At 67.4% G+C, this 20321-nt stretch carries 20 protein-coding genes; 2 read left to right on the forward strand and 18 right to left on the reverse strand.

The window, feature by feature from the left end:
- Positions 1–177: 177 nt before the first annotated feature.
- The 3 genes from AC1DFE_RS10465 to lysS form a co-directional block, all read right to left on the reverse strand.
- Complete coding sequence (locus AC1DFE_RS10465; protein ID WP_476905816.1) at positions 178–504, reverse strand: histone-like nucleoid-structuring protein Lsr2; 327 nt, start codon at positions 502–504, stop codon at positions 178–180.
- A gap of 138 nt (positions 505–642) precedes the next feature.
- The gene (locus tag AC1DFE_RS10470; protein ID WP_214857686.1) at positions 643–828 is read right to left on the reverse strand and encodes a hypothetical protein; all 186 of its coding nucleotides are present in this window, start codon (positions 826–828) and stop codon (positions 643–645) included.
- A 2-nt stretch (positions 829–830) separates the two neighbouring features.
- On the reverse strand, positions 831–2363 hold the full coding sequence (gene lysS / locus AC1DFE_RS10475) for a lysine--tRNA ligase (RefSeq protein ID WP_476905817.1): 1533 nt from the start codon (positions 2361–2363) through the stop codon (positions 831–833).
- A 145-nt stretch (positions 2364–2508) separates the two neighbouring features.
- Here lysS and AC1DFE_RS10480 point away from each other — a divergent pair, with 145 nt between their 5' ends.
- Together AC1DFE_RS10480 and AC1DFE_RS10485 are read left to right on the forward strand one after the other, a co-directional pair.
- Positions 2509–3471 (forward strand): alpha/beta fold hydrolase, encoded by a 963-nt coding sequence (locus AC1DFE_RS10480; protein WP_476905818.1) that lies wholly within the window; start codon positions 2509–2511, stop codon positions 3469–3471.
- Positions 3472–3514: 43 nt separating this feature from the next.
- Positions 3515–4351, forward strand: coding sequence for an alpha/beta fold hydrolase (locus AC1DFE_RS10485; RefSeq protein WP_476905819.1), 837 nt, complete (start codon positions 3515–3517; stop codon positions 4349–4351).
- A gap of 82 nt (positions 4352–4433) precedes the next feature.
- On the opposite strand, the gene AC1DFE_RS10490 is transcribed toward AC1DFE_RS10485, so the two are convergent.
- The 15 genes from AC1DFE_RS10490 to dacB all read right to left on the reverse strand — a co-directional run bounded on the left by AC1DFE_RS10490 (position 4434) and on the right by dacB (position 20174).
- The gene (locus tag AC1DFE_RS10490) at positions 4434–5957 is read right to left on the reverse strand and encodes a DHA2 family efflux MFS transporter permease subunit (RefSeq protein WP_476905820.1); all 1524 of its coding nucleotides are present in this window, start codon (positions 5955–5957) and stop codon (positions 4434–4436) included.
- A 95-nt stretch (positions 5958–6052) separates the two neighbouring features.
- A complete protein-coding gene (locus AC1DFE_RS10495) occupies positions 6053–6982 on the reverse strand; it encodes a 4-phosphopantoate--beta-alanine ligase (protein WP_476905821.1) in 930 nt (309 codons plus the stop codon).
- A gap of 36 nt (positions 6983–7018) precedes the next feature.
- Positions 7019–7951, reverse strand: coding sequence for a Rossmann-like and DUF2520 domain-containing protein (locus AC1DFE_RS10500; protein WP_476905822.1), 933 nt, complete (start codon positions 7949–7951; stop codon positions 7019–7021).
- Complete coding sequence (locus tag AC1DFE_RS10505) at positions 7944–9506, reverse strand: PH domain-containing protein (protein WP_476905823.1); 1563 nt, start codon at positions 9504–9506, stop codon at positions 7944–7946. Before AC1DFE_RS10505 ends, AC1DFE_RS10500 begins: the two co-directional genes overlap by 8 nt.
- Complete coding sequence (locus tag AC1DFE_RS10510) at positions 9503–10015, reverse strand: PH domain-containing protein (protein ID WP_476905824.1); 513 nt, start codon at positions 10013–10015, stop codon at positions 9503–9505. The genes AC1DFE_RS10505 and AC1DFE_RS10510 overlap by 4 nt, the downstream gene beginning before the upstream one ends.
- Positions 9996–10523: a DUF3180 domain-containing protein gene (locus AC1DFE_RS10515; RefSeq protein ID WP_476905825.1), complete on the reverse strand. Its 528-nt coding sequence runs from the start codon at positions 10521–10523 to the stop codon at positions 9996–9998. Before AC1DFE_RS10515 ends, AC1DFE_RS10510 begins: the two co-directional genes overlap by 20 nt.
- Positions 10520–11119 (reverse strand): 2-amino-4-hydroxy-6-hydroxymethyldihydropteridine diphosphokinase, encoded by a 600-nt coding sequence (gene folK, locus AC1DFE_RS10520; protein WP_476905826.1) that lies wholly within the window; start codon positions 11117–11119, stop codon positions 10520–10522. The genes AC1DFE_RS10515 and folK overlap by 4 nt, the downstream gene beginning before the upstream one ends.
- Positions 11116–11475 carry a dihydroneopterin aldolase gene (gene folB, locus AC1DFE_RS10525; RefSeq protein WP_476905827.1) on the reverse strand — a complete coding sequence of 120 codons (360 nt, stop codon included), beginning with the start codon at positions 11473–11475 and terminating at the stop codon, positions 11116–11118. Before folB ends, folK begins: the two co-directional genes overlap by 4 nt.
- 25 nt (positions 11476–11500) lie before the next feature.
- Entirely contained in the window at positions 11501–12421 is a 921-nt protein-coding gene (gene folP, locus AC1DFE_RS10530) for a dihydropteroate synthase (protein WP_476905828.1), read from the reverse strand.
- A 10-nt stretch (positions 12422–12431) separates the two neighbouring features.
- Complete coding sequence (gene folE / locus AC1DFE_RS10535; protein ID WP_476905829.1) at positions 12432–13070, reverse strand: GTP cyclohydrolase I FolE; 639 nt, start codon at positions 13068–13070, stop codon at positions 12432–12434.
- Between the two features lie 10 nt (positions 13071–13080).
- Entirely contained in the window at positions 13081–15147 is a 2067-nt protein-coding gene (gene ftsH / locus AC1DFE_RS10540; protein WP_476905830.1) for an ATP-dependent zinc metalloprotease FtsH, read from the reverse strand.
- Positions 15148–15699: 552 nt separating this feature from the next.
- A complete protein-coding gene (gene hpt / locus AC1DFE_RS10545) occupies positions 15700–16251 on the reverse strand; it encodes a hypoxanthine phosphoribosyltransferase (protein WP_111903204.1) in 552 nt (183 codons plus the stop codon).
- A gap of 29 nt (positions 16252–16280) precedes the next feature.
- Positions 16281–17330, reverse strand: coding sequence for a tRNA lysidine(34) synthetase TilS (gene tilS / locus AC1DFE_RS10550; protein ID WP_476905831.1), 1050 nt, complete (start codon positions 17328–17330; stop codon positions 16281–16283).
- A gap of 129 nt (positions 17331–17459) precedes the next feature.
- Complete coding sequence (locus tag AC1DFE_RS10555) at positions 17460–18578, reverse strand: zinc-dependent metalloprotease (protein WP_476905832.1); 1119 nt, start codon at positions 18576–18578, stop codon at positions 17460–17462.
- 90 nt (positions 18579–18668) lie between these two features.
- A complete protein-coding gene (gene dacB / locus AC1DFE_RS10560) occupies positions 18669–20174 on the reverse strand; it encodes a D-alanyl-D-alanine carboxypeptidase/D-alanyl-D-alanine endopeptidase (protein WP_476905833.1) in 1506 nt (501 codons plus the stop codon).
- Between the last annotated feature and the right edge of the window lie 147 nt (positions 20175–20321).

Below are 20321 nucleotides of genomic sequence, written 5' to 3' on the forward strand. Positions count from 1 at the left end.
GGACAGGATTGTCCGTTCCCCGGAGTGCCGGACTGATTACCCGCATAGCCGGCAGGTTCTGATTAATGCTGAGGGCAACGACCGGTTAAAGCGCAGCGCCCCCGCGAATCCGGGGGCGCCGCACATATGCCTAGAACGTTTTGTACCCTAACTGATTGTCAGGGGTCAGTGTTCCGACTAGGAATTGGCCTTTTGGTAGGCTTCCTGGATTTCTGCCTGAATGCGGCCACGCGCGTTTACGGTGTAACCGTGATCGCGCGCCCACTGGCGTATCTGGGCAGAGTCCTGGCTGCGTCCACCCGGTGCCTTGGCACGGGCGGGGCGGCCGCCGGACGTTTTGCGGCCGGCTGAAACAAAGCGTTCCAGTGATGACCGCAGTTCTGAAGCATTGGCAGAGGACAGGTCAATTTCATAACCGACGCCATCCAGGCCGAAGCGAACGGTTTCGTCCGCAGATCCCCCATCCAGATCGTCCACAAGGACGATATTGACTTTCTGTGCCATCAAAAATCTCTCTTTTGGAAAGGACGTGTAATCAGAAATGCAGGATGTTAACACCTGAAGTATCTCCCCCATTAAGGCAACGCGTCAAAACGCGCAATGGTTCCTTGGGGATAACCGACGGCTATTAAAAGTCGCCTGCTATTTGTCTGATTTAGTCGGTGGCTCGGAGGAATCGTCTCCGGCTGCCGCTTGGGCATCCGCTTCAGCCTGTGCGCGCGCTTCGGCCTGGCGTTCTGCCTTGTCCGCGTTAAAGATCGACTTCATGGCAAACCAGAACAGCAGGCCAACCACCAGCGAGGGCAGCAATACGGCGACGTAATCCATAATCAGTGGCCTTCGGGCTTAAGCAGGGGGAAGAGAATGGTTTCGCGAATGCCGGCACCCGTGAAGAGCATGACCAGGCGGTCGATGCCCAGGCCGATGCCGCCCATGGGAGGTGCACCGTATTCCAGCGCGCGGAGGAAGTCCTCGTCCAGCTGCATGGCCTCGACGTCGCCGGCGGCGGCATGCATGGACTGCTCGGTGAGGCGTTCGCGCTGGATGACCGGGTCGATAAGCTCTGAGAATGCGGTGCCGCGTTCCATCCCGCCGATGATCAGGTCCCAGGCCTCGATCAGGCGGCCGTCCTCGCGGTGCGGGCGGGCCAGCGGCTGGGCGGACGGCGGGTAGTCATACACAAACGTGGGGTTCAGCAGGGTGGGTTCCACGATTTCACCGAAGAGTTCCACGGCCAGTTTCTCGGCGTCCCACTTGGGGTCAGCCTTGACGTCGTGCTTTTCCGCCACGGCGCGCAGTTCCTCAAGCGTGGTGTCCGGGGTGATCTCCTGGCCCACAGCTTCGGAAAGCCCCGGGTACACTGCCACCCAGGCCCAGTCGCCGTCGAGGTTGATCTCGCCTGCTTCTGTCTGCAGCGTGCGTCCGGCCCCCACGGCGTCCGCGGCGTCCAGGATGATCTCCTTGATGCGCTCGGCCATGACGAACTGGTCCGCCCACGCCTCGTAGCACTCCAGCGTCGTGAACTCCGGGCTGTGGGTCGAGTCCACGCCCTCGTTGCGGAACACCCGGCCCATGTCGTAGACCCGGTCGATGCCGCCCACCACGGCGCGCTTGAGGTACAGCTCGGTGGCGATGCGCAGCGTCATCTTCTGGTCGAACGCGTTCATGTGCGTTTCGAACGGCCGGGCCAGGGCGCCGCCGTGGACCAGCTGCAGGATGGGCGTCTCCACCTCGACGTAGGTGTGGCGGAACAGGGTCTCGCGGATGGAGCGGGTGATGGCGGCGCGGGCGTACACCATCTCGCGGGCCTCGTCACGGACCATCAGGTCCACATAGCGCTGGCGGACGCGGGTTTCCTCATTGAGTTCGGCGTGCAGCACCGGCAGCGGGCGCAGCGCCTTGGAGGCCATGGACCAGGACTCGGCCATGACGGACAGTTCACCGCGGCGGGACGAGATGACTTCGCCCCTGATGAAAACGTGGTCGCCCAGGTCAACCAGGGCCTTCCAGTCGGCGAGCGCCTCTTCGCCCACGTTCGCCAGGCTGAGCATGGCCTGAAGCCGGGTGCCCTTGCCGTCAGTGCCGCCTTCCTGCAGCGTGGCGAAGCACAGCTTGCCCGTGTTCCGGACAAACACCACGCGGCCGGTGACGCCCACGACGTCGCCGGTGGTCTCGTCGGCCTGCAGGTGGGCGTACTTTTCGCGGATCTCGCCCAGCGAATGCGTGCGCTCAACACCCACCGGGTACGCCTCCGACCCGCGTTCGATCAGCTTGGCGCGCTTGTCCATGCGGATGCGCATCTGTTCGCTGGCGTCGAGCGGTTCTGGGGCGTTCTTGGGGGCGGGGGTGTTTTGGGAAGTCACAGTAATCAAGTTTACCGGGACTTCCCGGCTCGGCGTTCGGGGCCCCGCACCCTGGAGTTTTTGTCCAGATAATCGGACTTCCGGGGCCTTTTGGAACCATTATCTGGACAAAAACTCCGGGGTGGGTGGGGCATAGACTCGGGCTGTGGAGACCTGGAAAGTTGAGACGGACGACGACGGCAACCGGGTTGAGGTGCACTCGTTCAGACCGGCTGCACTCACCACCCCCAACGGAAGGAACGCCGCCAAAACCCTGGCCGTAAACTCCACCAGCACCCCCGAGGAAGGTGACCCCGCCCCGGTCACGGCTCCCGGCGTCGTCGTTATCCACGGAACGCTGGTGACCGACGCACTGTACCGGCCGTTCGCCCGCAACCTGAGCCTCCTGCTGAGCCGGCCGGTGCACTGCTACAACCGGCGCGGCCGCGCCGGCTCCGCGCCGCAGCCGGACGACTACTCGGTGGAGACCGAGATCCGGGACCTCGCCGCCGTGATGAAGGCGACGAGGTCGGAGGATGTGGTGGCGCACAGCTTCGGCGGTTTCGTGGCGCTCCAGGCAGCCCGCGAGATGCCGGTGCGCAGGCTCGTCACCTACGATGCCGCGGTGTCCCTGTCCGGCAACCTGAACCACCGCTGGCGGCCGGAACTGGAGCAGGCCGTGACGGAGGGGCAGCTCAACCATGCCTGGGCGCATCTGGTGCAGGGGCTGGCGACGGCCGGGCCGTTGTCGTACCTGCCCCTGGGCGCGCTGCGGATGCTGAGCATCATGTCCGCCCGGACCAACGTCGGTGCGGAAATGCGGGAGCTGCTGCCCACCGCGGTCAAGGAAATGCGGGCAGTGCTCGACGCCGACGCGGAGCTTTCGGATTTCATGGAACTGACCACCCCCACACTCATGCTCAGCGGCGGCTGGAGCCCGGGATATTTCGCCGACACCGGCCGTCAGCTGGCGGCGGCCGTGCCGGCAATCGACTTCGCTGTCGTTCCGGGCCAGTTGCACGAGGGGCCGATCCGGCCGGGCAAGCGCCTGGCCGTTCGGATGGCGCGGTTCCTCAACGGCACCGACGGGACCATCACCCCGCGGAGCCGGAAGCGCCGGCGCGTATAGCCGCTGGCTGTCAGCACGGGCCGGCCTCCGATAGGCTCGGAGCATGACTCGCGAGATCATCAGCACACCCGACGGCGGCACGCTCGAGCTGTTCAGCACGGGCGCTGAGCTGGCCTCGGCCGGCTCCGGCGTGGTTGTGGTCACGGCCTCTATGGTGACGGCGGCGGACTACACCCGCTTCGCGCAGAAGCTCAGCGCCTCCCTCGGCCGGCCGGTGCACACGTTCAACCGCCGCGGCCGGGGCGAATCCTCCGCACAGGCCGGGGACTACACCCTGGACGTCGACATCCGCGACCTCGACACCGTCATGAAGCACACGTCCAGCACCGACGTCTTCGGCCACAGCTTCGGCGGCGCCGTGGCCCTGCACGCGGCCAGGACCCTCCCGGTGGAGCGGCTCGCCGTGTACGACCCCGCCGTCTCCGTCAACCACAGCGTCAAGGCGGACTGGACCACGGAATACGAACGGGCCACGGCCACCGGGGACGACGACCGCGCCCTCGCCGTCCTGCTCCGCGGGCTCGAGGCCGAGAGCGCCTTCTCCTCCCGCATGCCGTTGTCCATGATGACCCTCGCCAACAAGCTCACTGCGGGGACGTCGGTGGGCAAGCAGATGCGCGAAATGATGCGCACCGGCGTCCGGGAAATCAAGGCGATCATCGCTGCGGACATGCCGGCCGAACCGTTCCTGGCGCTGCCGCTGGAGACGCTCATCATCGTGGGCGAGAAAAGCCCCGCCTACTTCGGCGTGGCCTGCGGCCAGATCCACGACGTCCTGTCCGGGTCGAGCTACACCATCCTGCCGGGCTTCGGGCACGACGGCGTCAACCGTGCCCCGGACAAGCTCATCACCGAGCTCAGCGAGTTCTTCGCCGGCTGACAAAGCAACGCGGGGTCACTTCGCGCCTAATGAACCCTCCGGACTGGGCGCGAAGTGACCCGGCGTTGTTCTTGATATGGCTTTAGTGGGCCGGGGCGGGAGCGTCTTCGGCGCCTGCCGTCTTCCGCATCATCGTGGAGAGCACGACGGCGGCCACGGCTATGACGGTCGCCGTCAGGAATGCGGCGTTCATGCCCGCAACGAGGCCGGAGCCCGCGGAAACGAAGGCGAAGATGGACACGAGCAGCGCCGTGCCTGCCGCGCCGGCCACCTGCTGCAGGGTGCTCATGATGGCCGAGCCGTGCGAGTACAGGTGCGGCGGCAGCGGGTTCAGCCCTGTGGTAAACGCGGGCGTGAAGAGCAGCGCCAGCCCGAAACTGAGGCCAACGTGAAGGGTAACGATCCACCAGACCGGGGTGCCGGCGTCGAGCATGGAAAACTGCCAGAGCGTCAGGACCATGAGCGAGGATCCGGTGACAGTGAGGGGCAACGGACCCACCTTGTCGAACAGCCGGCCGATCACCGGGCCGAGCAGGCCCATGGCGAGACCACCGGGCAGAAGGGCCAGCCCGGTCTCGAGGGACTGCAGGCCGCGGATTTCCTGCAGGTAGAGCGGCAGCAGGATCACGGCGCCGAACAGCGCCACCATGGACACCACCATGAGCAGCACGGAGACCGTGAACATCCGGAAATTGAAGGCCCGCAGGTCCAGCAGCGGGGCCTCGGACTTCTGCAGCCTGAGCTGCCGGAACGTGAACGCGGCGAGGCCTGCGACACCAAGAACCAGCGCCACCACGGGCAGCATGCTTGGGCCGCTGCCGCCGCTGTGGCCGCCGCCGATCTGGCTGAGGCCGTAGACGAGCCCGCCGAAGGCGGGGACGGTCAGCACCACGGAGAGGAAGTCGAGCCTGGACTTCTCGGTCTCGCCGACGTTGGTCAGGAACCTGGCGCCGATAGCCAGCGCCGCCAGCGCGATGGGCAGGACGAAGATGAACATGAAGCGCCAGGAGAAGTGCTGCAGGATGAACCCTGAGACCGTGGGGCCCATGGCTGGCGCGACGGAGATGGCAATACTGACGTTGCCCATCACGGCGCCGCGGCGGGCCAGCGGCACCAGGGTGAGGATGGTGGTCATCAGCAGCGGAAGCATGATGGCGGTGCCGCCGGCCTGGATGATCCGTGCGAGCAGGAGGATTTCATAGCCGGGCGCCGCTGCGGCGAGCGCAGTACCGCCGGCGAACAGGCCCATCGCCAGGAGGAATACGGCCCGCGTCGACAGCCGCTGGAGGATGAACCCGGTGGTGGGAATCACCACGGCCATGGTCAGCATGAACCCGGTGGAAAGCCACTGAACGGTGGGGGCATCCACGCGCAGGTCCACCATGAGCCGCTGCAGGGCAACGTTCATGATGGTTTCGTTCAGGATCACCACGAACGTGGCCACCAGCAGCGTGGCGATGACCGTCACGGACTCACGGGACATCCTGTCCGACGCCGGGGCTGCGGCCGGGGATGCCGGGGCTGCGGCCGGGGAGACAGCGGGAGCGGGAGCGGCCGGCTCCCGGGCAGGTTCACCAGACGAATTGGACGTGACGTTGGTAGACATGGCGAGGCCCTTAGGGAGTTGGAGTGGTGGCTGGCGGTCAGCGCCGCTGCAGACTCCAACAGTGTAGTGGCCGGACCCATTCCCCGCACAGGGGATTAAGAGCTAAGCGGCACGTTGTCGATCAGCCGCACGGGCCCCACCTTCGCGGCAACCAGTGCCAGCCCCTCGCCGCGGAAGGGCGTCTCGCGGCAGTTCTCGGCCAGCGGCTCCAGCGTAACGGGATCAACGACGTCGAGGTAATCGAGCTGGACCAGCGGCTGGGACCCGATCAGGTCTTTGGCCGAGGCGACATCAAGGGGCTCGTTGGCATTGGCCCGCTCTTCGATGAGGTGCAGCGCGCGGGACAGGACGAGGGCGGCGTCCCGTTCCTCGTCGGAGAGGAAACGGTTCCGGCTGGACAATGCCAGCCCGTCGGCGTCGCGGGCGGTTGGCACGGCAACGATCTCGACGGGAAAGTTCAGGTCCGCCACCATCCGGCGCACCAGGGCCAGCTGCTGGGCGTCCTTCTGCCCGAAGTAGGCGCGGTATGCCGGCAGGCCGCCGCCGGAACCGGCAACGAAGGCGCCGCCGCCAGGCAGGCCTGTCCCGGGGATGCCCAGGTGCAGCAGCTTGGCCACCACAGTAAGTGCGCCGTCGAAGTGGCCTGGCCGAGACGCGCCTTCCCACTTCTCCCCCAGCGGACCGGAGGTGATCCTGACCATCGGCTGGCCGCCCGGGTACATCTCCTCTACCGACGGCGCAAAGACCAGGTCCACGCCCTGTTTCTCGAGCAGGCCCATGTCCGCCTCGAGGGTCCGCGGATACCGGTCCAGGTCCTGCGCCTCGCCGAACTGCAGCGGGTTCACAAAGATGGAGGCCACCACAACGTCATTTTGTTCGACGGCGGCCCGCGCCAGCCGCCCATGGCCGGCATGCAGGGCGCCCATGGTGGGCACCAGGCCCACGGACGAGCCGTTCTTTTGCGTCAGGAGCAGTCTGCTTTGCGCCCGTAGGGAGTCTGCCGTCGTTACGAGTCGGATTGCCATGTCAGTGTCCTCCCTTGGCCCTGTGGCCGGTTTTCATCAGTGGCCGTTTTCGCCAGTGCCGTCTGCATCCGGGCCCTCGTCATCCGTGCCCTCAAGTGCGATACGTATATTCTGCGCCTGGTCCGGCTTCAGCAGGCCCCGCGCTTCCGCGCGCCTGGCGGTAGCGAGTGCCATGGCGAGGTACGCTGCGAGGACGTCACCGCCTGCGCCGCCGTCGTGCTCCCGCAGCGCGCGGGCGTGCGCGTCCACCGTTCCCGTGTCGCCGCGGGCCACCGGGCCCGTCAGGGCAGACTCGCCGGAGGCCAACGCATTCTCCAAAGTCGCCCGCAGCAGCGGCCCGAGCATGCGCTCAGGAAACTCCACACCCACCTCGCCCAGCAGCTGCGACGCCTGCGCCACGAGCGTGACCAGATGGTTCGAACCGTGGGCCAGGGCGGCGTGGTAGATGGTGCGGTCACCCTCGGCGATCACCACCGGTTCGGCTCCCATCTCGACGACGAGTGCCTGGGCGATGGGGAGCATCGCGGCGTCCGCGGTCACCCCGAAGGTGCAGTCCAGCAGCCGGGTCAGGTCCAGGCTCATGCCGGTGAAGGTCATGGCCGGGTGCAGGGCCAGCGGCACGGCGCCCGCTGCCCGGACAGGATGCAGCACGCCGACGCCGAACCGGCCCGACGTGTGCGCCACGAGCTGGCCGGGCTGCCACGCGCCCAGCTTGGCCAGCCCCTCCACAAGCCCGCCGAGCGCGTCATCCGGAACGGCCAGGAGGACCAGTTCCGAGCGTTCCACGATGTCCTGGATCTCCAGGACCGGAACGCCGGGCAGCAGGGTTTCGGCCCGTTCCCGGCTGGCGTCGGAGACGGCGGAAACCCCGACGACGGCGTGCTCGGACGCGCGCAGCGCCGCACCGAGGACTGCGCCCACTTTGCCGGCACCAATGATTCCGATGCCGAGGCGTCCTGGCTTAGCCACGTTGCTGGCCTTCCTGTTGGGGTGCTGTGGTTGGTCGTTGATCGAGCTTGTCGGAGTCCGGAGGGCCTTGCCCAACCGGCGGCAGCGGGGCGGGCTCAACCAGCGGAGTTGGGGCCGGGGCCAGCTGGGCCAGCCACTGCTCACTCGTCTGCCGCAGGCGGGCCGCGCGGGCGCGGGCTGCCTGCGCGTCGAAGAGCGCCTGCGCCTGGCGGATGTCCGCTTGGATCACCCGCGGCGCCACCGGACCTGCGGTGGTGTGCAGCACGAGGTCGGCCAGCCCGAACAGGCGCGCGAGCGGTCCCTGCTGCATCGCGATCGATTGCGTCCGCTGGTGCGGCACCACCACGAGCTGCCGCCACCAGCGGCCCGACCGCATGAGCAGCGCGGTGTCCGTGGCCGCGAACGCGTTGCGCCGCCAGCCCAGAGGAGCCAGCAGCCGCGCCCGGCGCGGGCTGGTGACGAATCCGGCCTCGGAATCCAGTCCGTTCACGCCCTGGTGGAAGACACGCAGCGGTTCTGCCGTTCCCGGGTCGGGCAGCACGAGGGCCAGCATGTTCAGGACGTCATCCATTTTCCCCACCGGCAACAGCGTGGTGCGGGCGCCGGCCTCGCCGTTGTTCGCCCCGGCGGCTCCGTAGCCGGCGGCGTTGACCTGCATCCGGTACCAACCGAAGAGGCGCCACAACGGTGGCTGCGCCACCCTGAGCGCCTGGATCCGGCCGGGCGGCAGGGTCTGGGCCTGGGTGTCGAGCAGCCCGTACCGGAGCCTGATGCCGTCCGGGGAGATGGCCGCGGTGAAGTTGTAGCCCTTGGTGAACGAGTTCCAGTACGCGGCAATGAGGCCGAGTGCCGCCGGAATCAGGTAGAGGAAAAAGGCCCTGTTCTCGGTCAGCGCGGACAGCATCACGGATGCCGCGGCGCCCAGGACAATGAACACGGTCTGCTCGCTGAACAGGAGCGAGCCGAACAGGCGCGACGGCGGGACCCGCAGGACCTGCTGCTCCGGCGCCTCAGGAGCGGCTGCTTCGGGGTACGCAGGATCCAGCCGGACACCCGACGCACGGGCGAGAATGGTGGCGCGCAACTGCCGGGCGTCGTCGATGCGGAGGTACGCCAGCCGGACGGCCGATTGGCCGGCGTCCGCGACTTCGAACTTGAGTTCCGCGAGGCCGAAAATTCTGGCGAGCAGCGGCTGGACGATGTCGATGGCCTGGACCCGGTCCAGGCGGGCCTGCCGCTGCTGCTTGAACAGGAAGCCGGTGTTGACGCGGACGTAGCCTTCCGCCACCTGATAGCGGGTGAAGTACCAGGACAGGATGAAGCCCAGCACCGCCAGCACCAGCATTAGCGCCCCGCCACCCAGGAGCCACGGGGCGCGCCCGGCAATGCGGTCATCGAAAAGCGTCTGGCCCTGCAGGATCCGTTCGAAGCTGTCCCGCCCGAAGAAGTACCCGATGGCCGCCAGCGCAACCCAGCCCCGCACGAACGGTGTCGCAGGGTGCACACGCAGCCACTCGCCGTCGGGCCTTCCGGAAGCGGGGCCGCCGGCGCTCACAGCCCGGCCAGCCTGGCTTCGCCGCGGGCCGAGAGCTGTTCCCTGAGCCGGGCGCCTTCCTCGGCGGGAAGTCCCGAAATGCCGGCGTTGGTTCCGGCGGATGCCGTGTGCAGTTTCAGGGTGCACAGCCCCAGCCCGCGTTCCACCGGTCCGGCGCTGATGTCCACGTACTGCATACGGCCATACGGCACCACCATGACGCGCTGGAAGAAGATGCCGCCGCGGATCAGCAGGTCGTCGTCGCGCTCGGCATAGCCGATGGCCCGCACCTGCCGCGGGATCAGCACCAGGCGCCACAGTGCCAGCAGCAGCATGAAAGCGGGAATGCCGATGGCCAGCCACAGGGGCGGCCACCTCCACCAGCCGAGCCGGACGAACACCAGCGGCAGGCTCAGCACGGCCACCATGACCAGGTTGCCGAGGGCCCACTCAACGAGCCGGACCGTGACGTACTTCGGGGACACGCGCAGCCAGGTGATCCCGGGAGGATCAATCGCCGCGGTAGGCATACTCGCCTTCCCCCTTGGCCTTGCCCCGGCCGTGGCCCGGCAGCCCCTCGCTGGCGTCAGTCTCGCCGTCCTCCGGCGGAATCCTGCAGAAACGTTCGACGACGAGACCCACCACGATCATGACCAGGCCGCCGCCCGCCATGCCAAGGGCGAGCCAGGTGACGTCCAGCCCGCTGCGGATGCTCCAGAACCGCAGCTGGTCCAGGAAGATCCCGGCGTGCCACCCCAGCAGCATCGCACCGGTGAACGCACAGGCCTGGGCGAGGACCAGCGTCCACGCCGCCAGGATGGGGTTCAGCATCTTCTTCTTCTTGCCGTTCCGCCAGCGGAGAACGCGGATGCCCAGCACCAGGGTCAGCGCCACGATGACGCCCATGGTGACCAGGGCCGTGGCCGGCAGGACCGGGGTGGCCATGCCATAGCGGACGGTCAGGACGGCAGCGGACCAGCCTGCGATGGCCAAGGCTACGCCCACGACTGCGAGCAGCAGCGGGCTCACGGGCTTCACGGCTGCTCCACCGCCCCGCCGGCGGGAACGCCGTCGAAATCCCCGAAACCGTCGAACGGCTTCAGGTCCGGGAAGTCGGTGGCCCTGGCGGCCAGCTCCCCCACCGGCTGCCCGTCCAGGGTGGCCGAGGGGTCCATCTGGGACCAGGGGAAGAGCACGAAAGCCCGTTCCGCCGCGAGCGGATGGGGCAGGGTGAGCACAGGATCAGAACTCACGACGTCCCCGTAGACAACGACATCGACGTCGAGCGTGCGCGGCCCCCAACGGACCTCACGCACCCGGTGGTGCTTGTTCTCCACCGACTGGCAGTGCTTCAGGAGCTCCAGCGGTTCCAGTGATGTTTCGACGGAAATCACCATGTTGAGGAAGTCCGGCTGGCCAGTAGGGCCGCCAACAGCCTTGGTCTGCACTATCGGCGAGACGGCGAGGAGCCGCACCTCCGGACGGTCCACAAGGTCCGCCACGGCCTCGGAGAGTGTCTCGTTCCGCGCCCCGAGGTTGCTGCCAAGCGCCAGCACCGCCCGCGTGTAGCCGGTCTTCGCTGGAGCCGGCTTCTCATGCACCGGTTTCTCATCCACTGCGCGTGCCGGATTCATGGCTGCTCCCTGAAAACGGTGACGGCGACGTCGCCGAAAGGAACCTCGATGGGCGCCTTCGGCTTGTGCACCGTGATCTCCACGGCCTGGATTTTGAACTCCTTGAGCAGTCCCTCCGCCATCCGCACCGCCAATCCCTCGATCAGGTTCAACGGCTCGCCGGTGATCCAGTCGGTGATCCGTCCGGCCACCTCACCGTAGTGCGCGGTGTCGCGGACGTCGTCCGAAACTGCAGCCTGGCTGAAATCCAGATGCAGCACGGCGTCCACAACAAACGGCTGGCCTTCGCGGCGCTCAAAATCAAACACCCCGTGGTAGCCGGTGGCGGTGACACCGGTCAGCGAGATCCTGTCCATGACGGTTCTGCTCGGCCTTTCCTGGTCAGTGGCCGTGATCCGGGGCCGCCATGCGGGCGGCAACCTTGACGGCGTCAAGGCTGGGTCCGACGTCGTGCACGCGGACGGCCCACGCGCCGCGGGCGGCGCTGATGGCTGTGATCGCGGCGGTGGCGGCGTCGCGCTCTTCCGGGAGCGCCGCCTTCCCGGCGACCGTCAGGAGCGTGCCCAGGAAGCGCTTGCGGGACGCGCCCACCAGCACCTTGTGGCCCATGGCATCGAGCCGGTCCAGGTTCCGCAGCAGTTCCCAGTTCTGCACGTCCGTCTTCGAGAACCCGATGCCCGGGTCCACGATGATCTGCTCGGGAAGGACGCCGGCTGCGTACAGCTTGTCGCGGACGCCGCTCAGCTCGGAGACGACGTCGTCAGCCACGTCGTCGTACTCCGTCAGGGAAGTCATGGTCTTGGCGTCGCCGCGGCGGTGGGTCAGGACGTACGGCACCTTGGTCTTCGCCACGAGTTCGGCCATGCCGGGTTCGATGCTGAGGCCGGAGATGTCGTTGATGACCGCCGCACCGGCATTCAGCGCGGCTTCGGCGGTGGAGACGTGGGTGGTGTCGATGCTGACCAGCGCGCCGGCCTTCACGAGGGCTGCGATGACAGGCACCACCCGCCGCTGCTCTTCCGCCGGGCTGACTTCCTCCGCGCCGGGACGGGTGGATTCCCCGCCGACGTCGATGATGTCGGCCCCCGCGTAGAACATGCGCAGGCCGGCGGCGATGGCGGTGTCCGCCGTCGCGTGCTTGCCGCCGTCGCTGAAGGAATCGGGGGTGACGTTGAGGATGCCCATGACGAGCGTGCGGTCTGTGGGCAGGGCTTCGAACTTGGCTGCCGGCCGCGGTTTGCGCAGGATGGGCAGGGGTGACGTTGCGGGGCCGGTTCCAGGTGCTGCAGCTAGGGAATCCATAGTCTGTTTTTTACCTTCCGAGTATGAGGCTCATGGCTTCGGCGCGGGTGGCCGGATCATGAAGTTGCCCGCGAACCGCGCTTGTGACGGTCTTGGCTCCGGGCTTGCGGATGCCGCGCATGGACATGCACATGTGTTCGCATTCCACCACCACGATGGCTCCGCGCGGCTTGAGGAATGTGACCAGTGCTTCAACGATCTGCGTGGTGAGGCGCTCCTGCACCTGCGGGCGGCGGGCGTAGATGTCCACCAGGCGTGCCAGCTTGCTCAGGCCCGTCACCCTGCCGTCGTGCGAGGGGATGTACCCCACATGCGCGACGCCGTGGAACGGCACCAGGTGGTGCTCGCACGTGGAGTAGAACGGGATGTCCTTGACCAGCACAAGCTCCTCGTGGTCGAGGTCGAAGGTGGTGCCGAGCACGCTGCCCGGATCCTGGTGCAGGCCAGCAAAGACCTCGGCATAGGCCTTGGCCACGCGCTTGGGCGTGTCCTGCAGCCCGCCGCGGTCCGGGTCCTCGCCTATGGCCAGCAGGATTTCCCGCACAGCTGCTTCAATCCGGGGCCTGTCCACCTTGTGGTGGTGGCCTGATCCGGCCACCGCCGAAGGGTCGGCGGTGGCGGTGAGGTCGTCGTCGTCGAAGTGAGTCACACCAAAGAGCTTAGCCGTGGTGGCCGTCTGGTCCGGCTTCCGTTACTCCGCCCTGGAAGGAGGCGTCCTCCGGAACACCCTGGGGATGCGGCGGAATCGCGTCCAGCGGCTCCTCCAGCCGGGCTTCCTTGGCTTCTTCCTGGGCCTCGCGTTCGGCACGCTCCTGCCGCGACTCCACCGGACCGGCGCTCTGCACCGGGCGGGTTTCCTTGGACAGCCAGACCTCGCGGAAGTCGCGCTTGCGGATGTCTCGGAAGACGTCAGCGATTTCGAGCTGGTTCAGGGTTTCCCGTTCCAGGAGTTCCAGGGCCAGCCGGTCCAGGACGTCCCGGTTCTCGGTCAGGATGGCGTAGGCCTCGTCGTGGGCCTGGTCAATCAGGCGGCGGACCTCCTCATCCACGATGTAGGCGATCTGGTCGGAGTAATTCCGCTCGTGGCTGGCGTCGCGGCCCAGGAACGGCTCTCCGCCGCCCTGGCCCAGGCGCACGGCACCCACGCGCTCGCTCATGCCGTACTGAGTGACCATCTGGCGGGCCGTGGCGGTGGCCTTTTCGATGTCGTTCGAGGCGCCGGTGGACGGATCGTGGAAGACGATTTCCTCGGCCACGCGGCCGCCCATGGCGTAGGCCATCTGGTCCAGCAGCTCGTTGCGGGTGATGGAGTACTTGTCGTTCTCCGGGACCACCATGGTGTAGCCCAGGGCCCGGCCGCGGGGCAGGATGGTGATCTTGGTGACCGGAGCGGAGTTCCGCAGCGCGGCGGCTACCAGGGCGTGGCCGCCCTCGTGGTACGCGGTGATCTTGCGCTCGTGCTCCTTCATGACGCGGCTGCGCTTCTGCGGGCCGGCCATGACGCGGTCGATGGCCTCGTCCAGTGCGCGGTCGTCGATCAGGTTGGCGTTGGAGCGGGCGGTCAGCAGCGCAGCTTCATTCAGCACGTTGGCCAGGTCAGCGCCGGTGTAGCCGGGGGTCTTCTTGGCCACGGCCTTGAGGTCCACACCCTGCGCGATCGGCTTGCCCTTGGCGTGGACCTGGAGGATCTGGTCGCGCCCGATCAGGTCCGGGGCTTCCACGGAAACCTGGCGGTCGAAGCGCCCTGGGCGCAGCAGCGCCGGGTCCAACACGTCGGGCCGGTTGGTGGCCGCGATCAGGATGACGTTGGTCTTGACGTCGAAGCCGTCCATCTCGACCAGGAGCTGGTTGAGGGTCTGCTCGCGTTCATCGTTGCCGCCGCCGATGCCGGCACCACGGTGGCGGCCGACGGCGTCGATTTCGTCGACAAAGATGATGGCGGGCGCGTTGGACTTGGCCTGCTCGAACAGGTCGCGGACGCGGGAAGCACCCACACCGACGAACATTTCCACAAAGTCGGAGCCGGAGATGGAGAAGAACGGGACGCCGGCCTCACCTGCGACGGCGCGCGCCAGCAGGGTTTTGCCGGTGCCCGGAGGGCCGTAGAGCAGCACCCCCTTGGGGATCTTGGCGCCCACGGCCTGGAACTTTGCCGGCTCTGCAAGGAATTCCTTGATCTCCTGCAGTTCCTCGACGGCCTCGTCTGCGCCGGCGACGTCAGCGAAGGTCACCTGGGGCATGTCCTTGCTGACCATCTTGGCCTTGGACTTGCCGAACTGCATGACCTTGGAGCCGCCGCCCTGCATGCGGGAGAGCAGGAACCAGAAGAGGACGCCGAGCAGCAGCACAGGCACCAGCAGCGAGAACAGTCCCGAGAGCCAGTTGCTCTCCACCGGCTGGTCCGTGTAGCCCTTGGAGGGGTTGGCGGCAGTCACGGCCTTGACGATGTCCGGACCGCGGTCATTGACGAAGAAGAACTGGACGTTTTTGCCCTTGTCCTGGCCGTCGATGACGAGGTTGTCCTTCAGCACCAGGTCGACGCGGTTTTCGCCGTCGAAGATCTTGGCCTGTTCCACCTTGCCGCTCTGGGCGAGAAGCTCGAGGCCCGGCTGCGTGTCGATGCGCGTCGAGCCGCCCGGAGCCAACGTTGCAAAGGCCAGCAGGAGCATGCCGACCACCACAATGATCCAAATGCCCGGGCCCTTGAAGAAACTCTTAGCTTTCATCTGTTCGGGGGCTGGCCCCGTCCCTCCTGGTAGTGCTGCACGGCGCGAGGACTGCGCGCGTGTGGTGCTGCGTCGTTTCTAGCTATACACCGTCAGGAGTAATTCACGCACGGTGTAATACAAAAGTTCCCTCAGGGCGTAGTGGCTGGTCGGAGCGCGGTCGCGTCGCCAACGGGTCCGCCGCCGGCATTTCTGCACCCTTTCCGGGCAGCCCGGAAAACGCCCGGCCGGATTGCTGAGCCACGCCACGCAGCGCGCCGTGAAAGTGCTGCAGAAACGCCCGGGCACCTGGCGGACACCTGCCCTCCACAGGCCCGCGGCGGCCTCCGCTGTCCACATACCCAGGCCCCCCTGCCAGGATCCAACGCGGCTGGGCCACGCTGGACGGCATGCAGCCCACGGACTTCCTCGCACGGCCTGAACAAGCACTTTTCTGCACCTCTTTAAGTGGCGCGCGCTTAAGTGGCACGCGCCGCTGTCGGACCCGTGTTGTGAGGGCCCGACACCGGCGCGTGCGGCGAAAGTGGAGCAAAAATGCCTTGCGAGAGGTCTCTACTCGTAGACGTGCGGGGCGAGGGTGCCCACGAAGTCCAAGTTGCGGTACTTTTCGGCGTAGTCCAGGCCGTAGCCCACCACGAACTCGTTGGGGATGTCGTAGCCGACGTACTTGACGTCGATCTCCACCTTGGCGGCGGTCGGCTTGCGGAAGGCGGTGCAGATTTCCACCGACGCAGTGCCGCGGGATTCGAGGTTGGTCTTCAGCCAGGACAGGGTAAGGCCGGAGTCGATGATGTCCTCGACGATGAGCACGTCCTTGCCCATCAGGTCCGTGTCGAGGTCCTTGAGTATGCGCACCACGCCGGAGGACTGCGTGCCGGAGCCGTAGGAGGACACAGCCATCCAGTCCATGGAGACGTGGCTGTGGAGTGCCCGCGCGAGGTCGGCCATGACCATGACAGCGCCCTTCAGCACACCGACGATGAGCAGGTCGCGCCCTTCGTAGTCCTTGTCGATCTGGGCCGCGAGCTCGGTGATGCGCTGCTGGATCTGTTCCTTGGTGTAGAGAACGTGCTTGAGGTCTGCCTGGACGTCGGATGAATCCACCAATTGCTCCTGTGTAGATGCGGGTGCGACTATTTGCGGGACGGTTTATGAAGCCGGAATACAAGCTTCCCACAGCGCGCGGCCTCGCGGGGAACGCCGCCCACCCCGCTCTGGCCCCGGGTACGCTCCCCGTCCTGCAGCTCGGCAAGCGAAAGCCGGTACACGCTGACCCCGCCGGGCAGTTCCACCGGCCCGGCAGAGCCCTTCCGACGCAACAGCGCCTCGGCCGCCATAAGGCGCTGGTAGCTGGGCTGTTGACCGCCGACGCCGGCAGCGGCCTTCGCGATCACCCGGAACCTGATGGCCGGGGCCAGTTCAGCCAGGGCGGCCTCCGGCAGGCTACTGTCCGGTCCGTCGTTTTCTACGAGCGACGCGTAAGTGCTGTTGGCCACGTCCTCGAGATAGTCTGCATCCAGCTGGAGGATGGCAGCGGTGCGGGCCAGGGATTCGGCCACGCCCGGACCGAGTTTCTCCTCCAGCACCGGCATGACCTCCACTCTGGTCCGCGAGCGGGCGAAAGCGGGATCGGCGTTGCTGGGGTCGTGCCAGGGCTCGAGCTCCTCCGCGCGGCAAATCTCCAGGGTGTCTGCCCTGCGGAGGCCAAGGAACGGCCGGAGCAGCTTTCCCCGTGCAGGGCGCATCCCGGCCAGGGACCGCGTGCCCGAGCCGCGGGCCAGGCCCAGCAGCACCTGCTCCGCCTGGTCATCGAGCGTGTGGCCGAGGAGGATGGCGCCGGCTCTCCACTCCCCCGCCGCCTCCTCCAGTGCGGCATGGCGGGCGTCGCGTGCTGCAGCTTCCGGACCGAAACCGGTGGCGGCAACGTCAACCGTGCGGATCTGCACCGGGTCCAGGCCGACCCCCCGGAGCGTCTCAGCCGTTCTCGCCGCAACCTCGGAAGAGCCGGGCTGCAGCTGGTGGTCCACAATCACCGCGCCGACGGTAACCGGCCGGCCGTCCACGTGGCCGCGCCGGGCGAAGTAGGCGGCCACAGCCGCGAGAGCCAGGGAATCAGGGCCGCCGCTGCAGGCCACCAGGACCCGCTGGGGGTAGCCTGCTTCGGCCAGTGCATCCTGAAGCATCTTTCGGGCCGTGCCGAGCACCGGCGCCAGCCGTCCCGGCCGCCGCCTTCCGCTGGGAAGACCGCCACTGGGAAGACTGCCGCCGGGAACAGGGCCGCCGGCAGTGTTGGGGAGGTGTTGCACGGAAACCTAGAAACCCATCCTGTCGAGCCAGATCCTCGCGTTGTGGATCTCCTCCTCGGTGGGCAGGTTCGCCGGGGCTTCCCAGACGCGGTTGAACCCGTCCATCCCGGCCACGTCCACCACAGCGCGGACAAACTTGGCGCCGTCGCTGTACTGCTTCATCTTGGCATCGAGGCCCAGCAGGCTGCGGATGAATTTCTCGATGACGCCCCTGTCCTTGCCGCGGGCGTTGAACCGCTGCCGGATGGTCTTCACGGACGGGACGATGCTGGCATCCACGGCGTCCATCACCACGTTGGCGTGGCCTTCGAGCAGGCTCATGACCGCCGTGAGGTGGGAGAGTGAGGCCTTTTCCTCCGGATCCTGCAGGAGGTCCAGGATGGCCCCGCGGCCGGGCGTTGCCCCGGAGGCGGCCCGGTCCTTGAGCGAGCGTGCGGCCGCCGAGGCGCGTTCCATCAGGGAGTCGACGTTGCCCAGAAGGTGCCCGCTGAGGTTGTCGATCTCGTTGAGCATGTGGTGGCGGAGCCAAGGCGCTGCGGCGAACTGCACCCGGTGGGTCTGCTCGTGCAGGCACACCCAGAGCCGGAAATCCGCGGGGGTCACGTTGAGCTCGCGCTCGACGGCGATGATGTTGGGCGCGACGAGCAGCAGGCGGCCGCCCGACGGCGCCTGTGATCCTTCGGCGAGGGCAGCAAAGGGATCGTACTGGCCCAGGACCTTGCTGGAGAGGAAGGCCAGCACGGCGCCGAGCTGGCTGCCGGTGATGGCGCCGCTGACGGTGGCGGCTCCGGGGCTGATGGTGCCGCGGCGGTTCTCCAGCATCTTTTCGATGGCGGGCTTGAGCATCACCGCGAAACTCTGTGTGTTGGCCTTCGCCCAGGAGGCGCGGTCCACCACCAGGACTGATGAGTCACGAAGGTCGCGGGCGGCCTCCAGTCCCGTGATCTCGTGGACGAACGGAACGGAGGCATCTGCCAGCTTGCGCAGCTGGGAGACGGCGTCCCCGATCTCGGCGGCGGTCAGCGACGGACCCGGCGGAGCCAGCCGTGCTGCTGCGGACGCGGCGAGGTCCCAGTTGATGAGGGCCTGGGCCGGGGCGGATGACTGGCTTGCAGTGGACTCCATACGGTCCATCAGAACATATGCGCCCTGCAGCGCGCCTTAAGTTCGCTGACCGGCGAACCGGCACAGGCGGCACCGGAAGCCGGGGCAGGCCTAGCTGCAGCCGCAGCCGGCCAGCGCCGTGGCGGCGGTGTCCAGCGCCGGCTTGTTGCCCTCCGCGCCCGGCGTCAGGCCGTTGCCGATGAACGAGAACACCAGGAGCCGGCCGTCAGCGTCCACCACGTACCCGCTCAGGGCGATGACCGAATTCAGGGTTCCCGTCTTGGCCCGCACCAGGCCGGCACCCTCGGCCGTGGACTCGTCGATGTATCTGTCGCCGAGCGTGCCCGTCAGTCCGGCCACCGGGAATCCCGCCAGTGCGGCCCGGAGCCGCGTGTCGTGGCCGTTGGTGATGGCGCGAACCACCTCTGCGAACTGACGGGCGGACACCTGGTTGCCCAGGGCCAAGCCGGAGACGTCCGCGGTGGCCATGCCTTTCGTGGGGATGCCCAGTGCGGCGAGTTCGTTGAGGACGGCGGCCCTTGCGGAGTCGCTGGTGGCCGGCCGGCCGCCCGCAACCGCCGTCATACGGCCCAGGGTTTCAGCGAGGTAGTTGTCCGACGTCTGGAGCATGAGGTCCACTTGCTGGCTGACCGTGGCGGACTGCACTTCGGCGAGAACCTTTGCGTCCGCCGCCGGCTTTCCGCCAAGACGGACGACGGCGGGTGCCACCGTGAGGCCCGCGGCGGTACCGGCCGCTTTGAGCCGGACAGCGAACGCCTCCCCCGCGGCGATGGCGGAGTCCTGGGGCCGCGGCCCCGTGGTGTCCGCGGGATCAAACCGCGCCGAGTTCAGGGCCAGCGGAAACAGCGGTGCCGTCTCTCCGGCTGCAACGTCATCCAGGCTCCAGGCCGGGTTCAGTGCAGGGCCCGTGAAAAGGGAATCATCCACGAGCACCTGGACCTGCCCCTTGAAGCCGCCGTTCCGCAGGGAGTCCGCAGTCAGTCTGGCCAGGGTGGCGAGTCCGGCATGGCCCAGGACTTTGGACTCAGCGGAGTCGCCGGCGCCAAGCAGGACATCACCGCCGCCCACGAGCACGACTGACCTCGTGGCGGTCCCCGGTGTTGCGCCCGGTGTTGCGGCCGGGCCGGTCACGACCCTGGTGCTGAACCGTTCCTCTGGGCCGATCCCCCGCAGCGCAGCCACGGCGGTGAGGAGCTTCATGTTGGACGCCGGAATCCTGTTGGCGGCGCCGTCCCGGTCATACAGGACCTTGCCGGTGGCGGCGTCCTGGACCACGGCCGTGAAGGTGCCGCCGCCGTCGGTCTTGAGGACGGGGTCCAGCCGGGAGGCCACGTTGGCGGGAACCGGCACCGGTGCCGCTTGGCTGAGCGGGTCGATGCCTTGCGGGACGGACAGGCGTGCCGGAACCCGCTGCCATGCGGGGGTCTGCGCCGGCAGGGCAGTGGACTGGGCGGGGCCGGTAAGCGCGGGCGCAATCAGCATCCCCGCGGGAAAGGCCAGCGCCAGGAGAAGCACGGTGAGCAGGAGGGTGGGCCAGCTCCGGACCATCGTGGAAAGCCTGCCGCGGCCGTTCGCCGTGCCCCTGGTGCCGCTCATGCTGCTGGTCCTCAAAGTCCTGAAATTACCCCATTAGTTCCTGAAACCTGGGACTCTCGCTATATCCTCAATAGTAGTCGGCGGCACCGACAGTCCATTTTTGGTTGATCATCGCGTGTGCCGCGAACACCAAGCAATCGTCGAGGA

Source organism: Arthrobacter sp. 05T423, assembly GCF_056396245.1.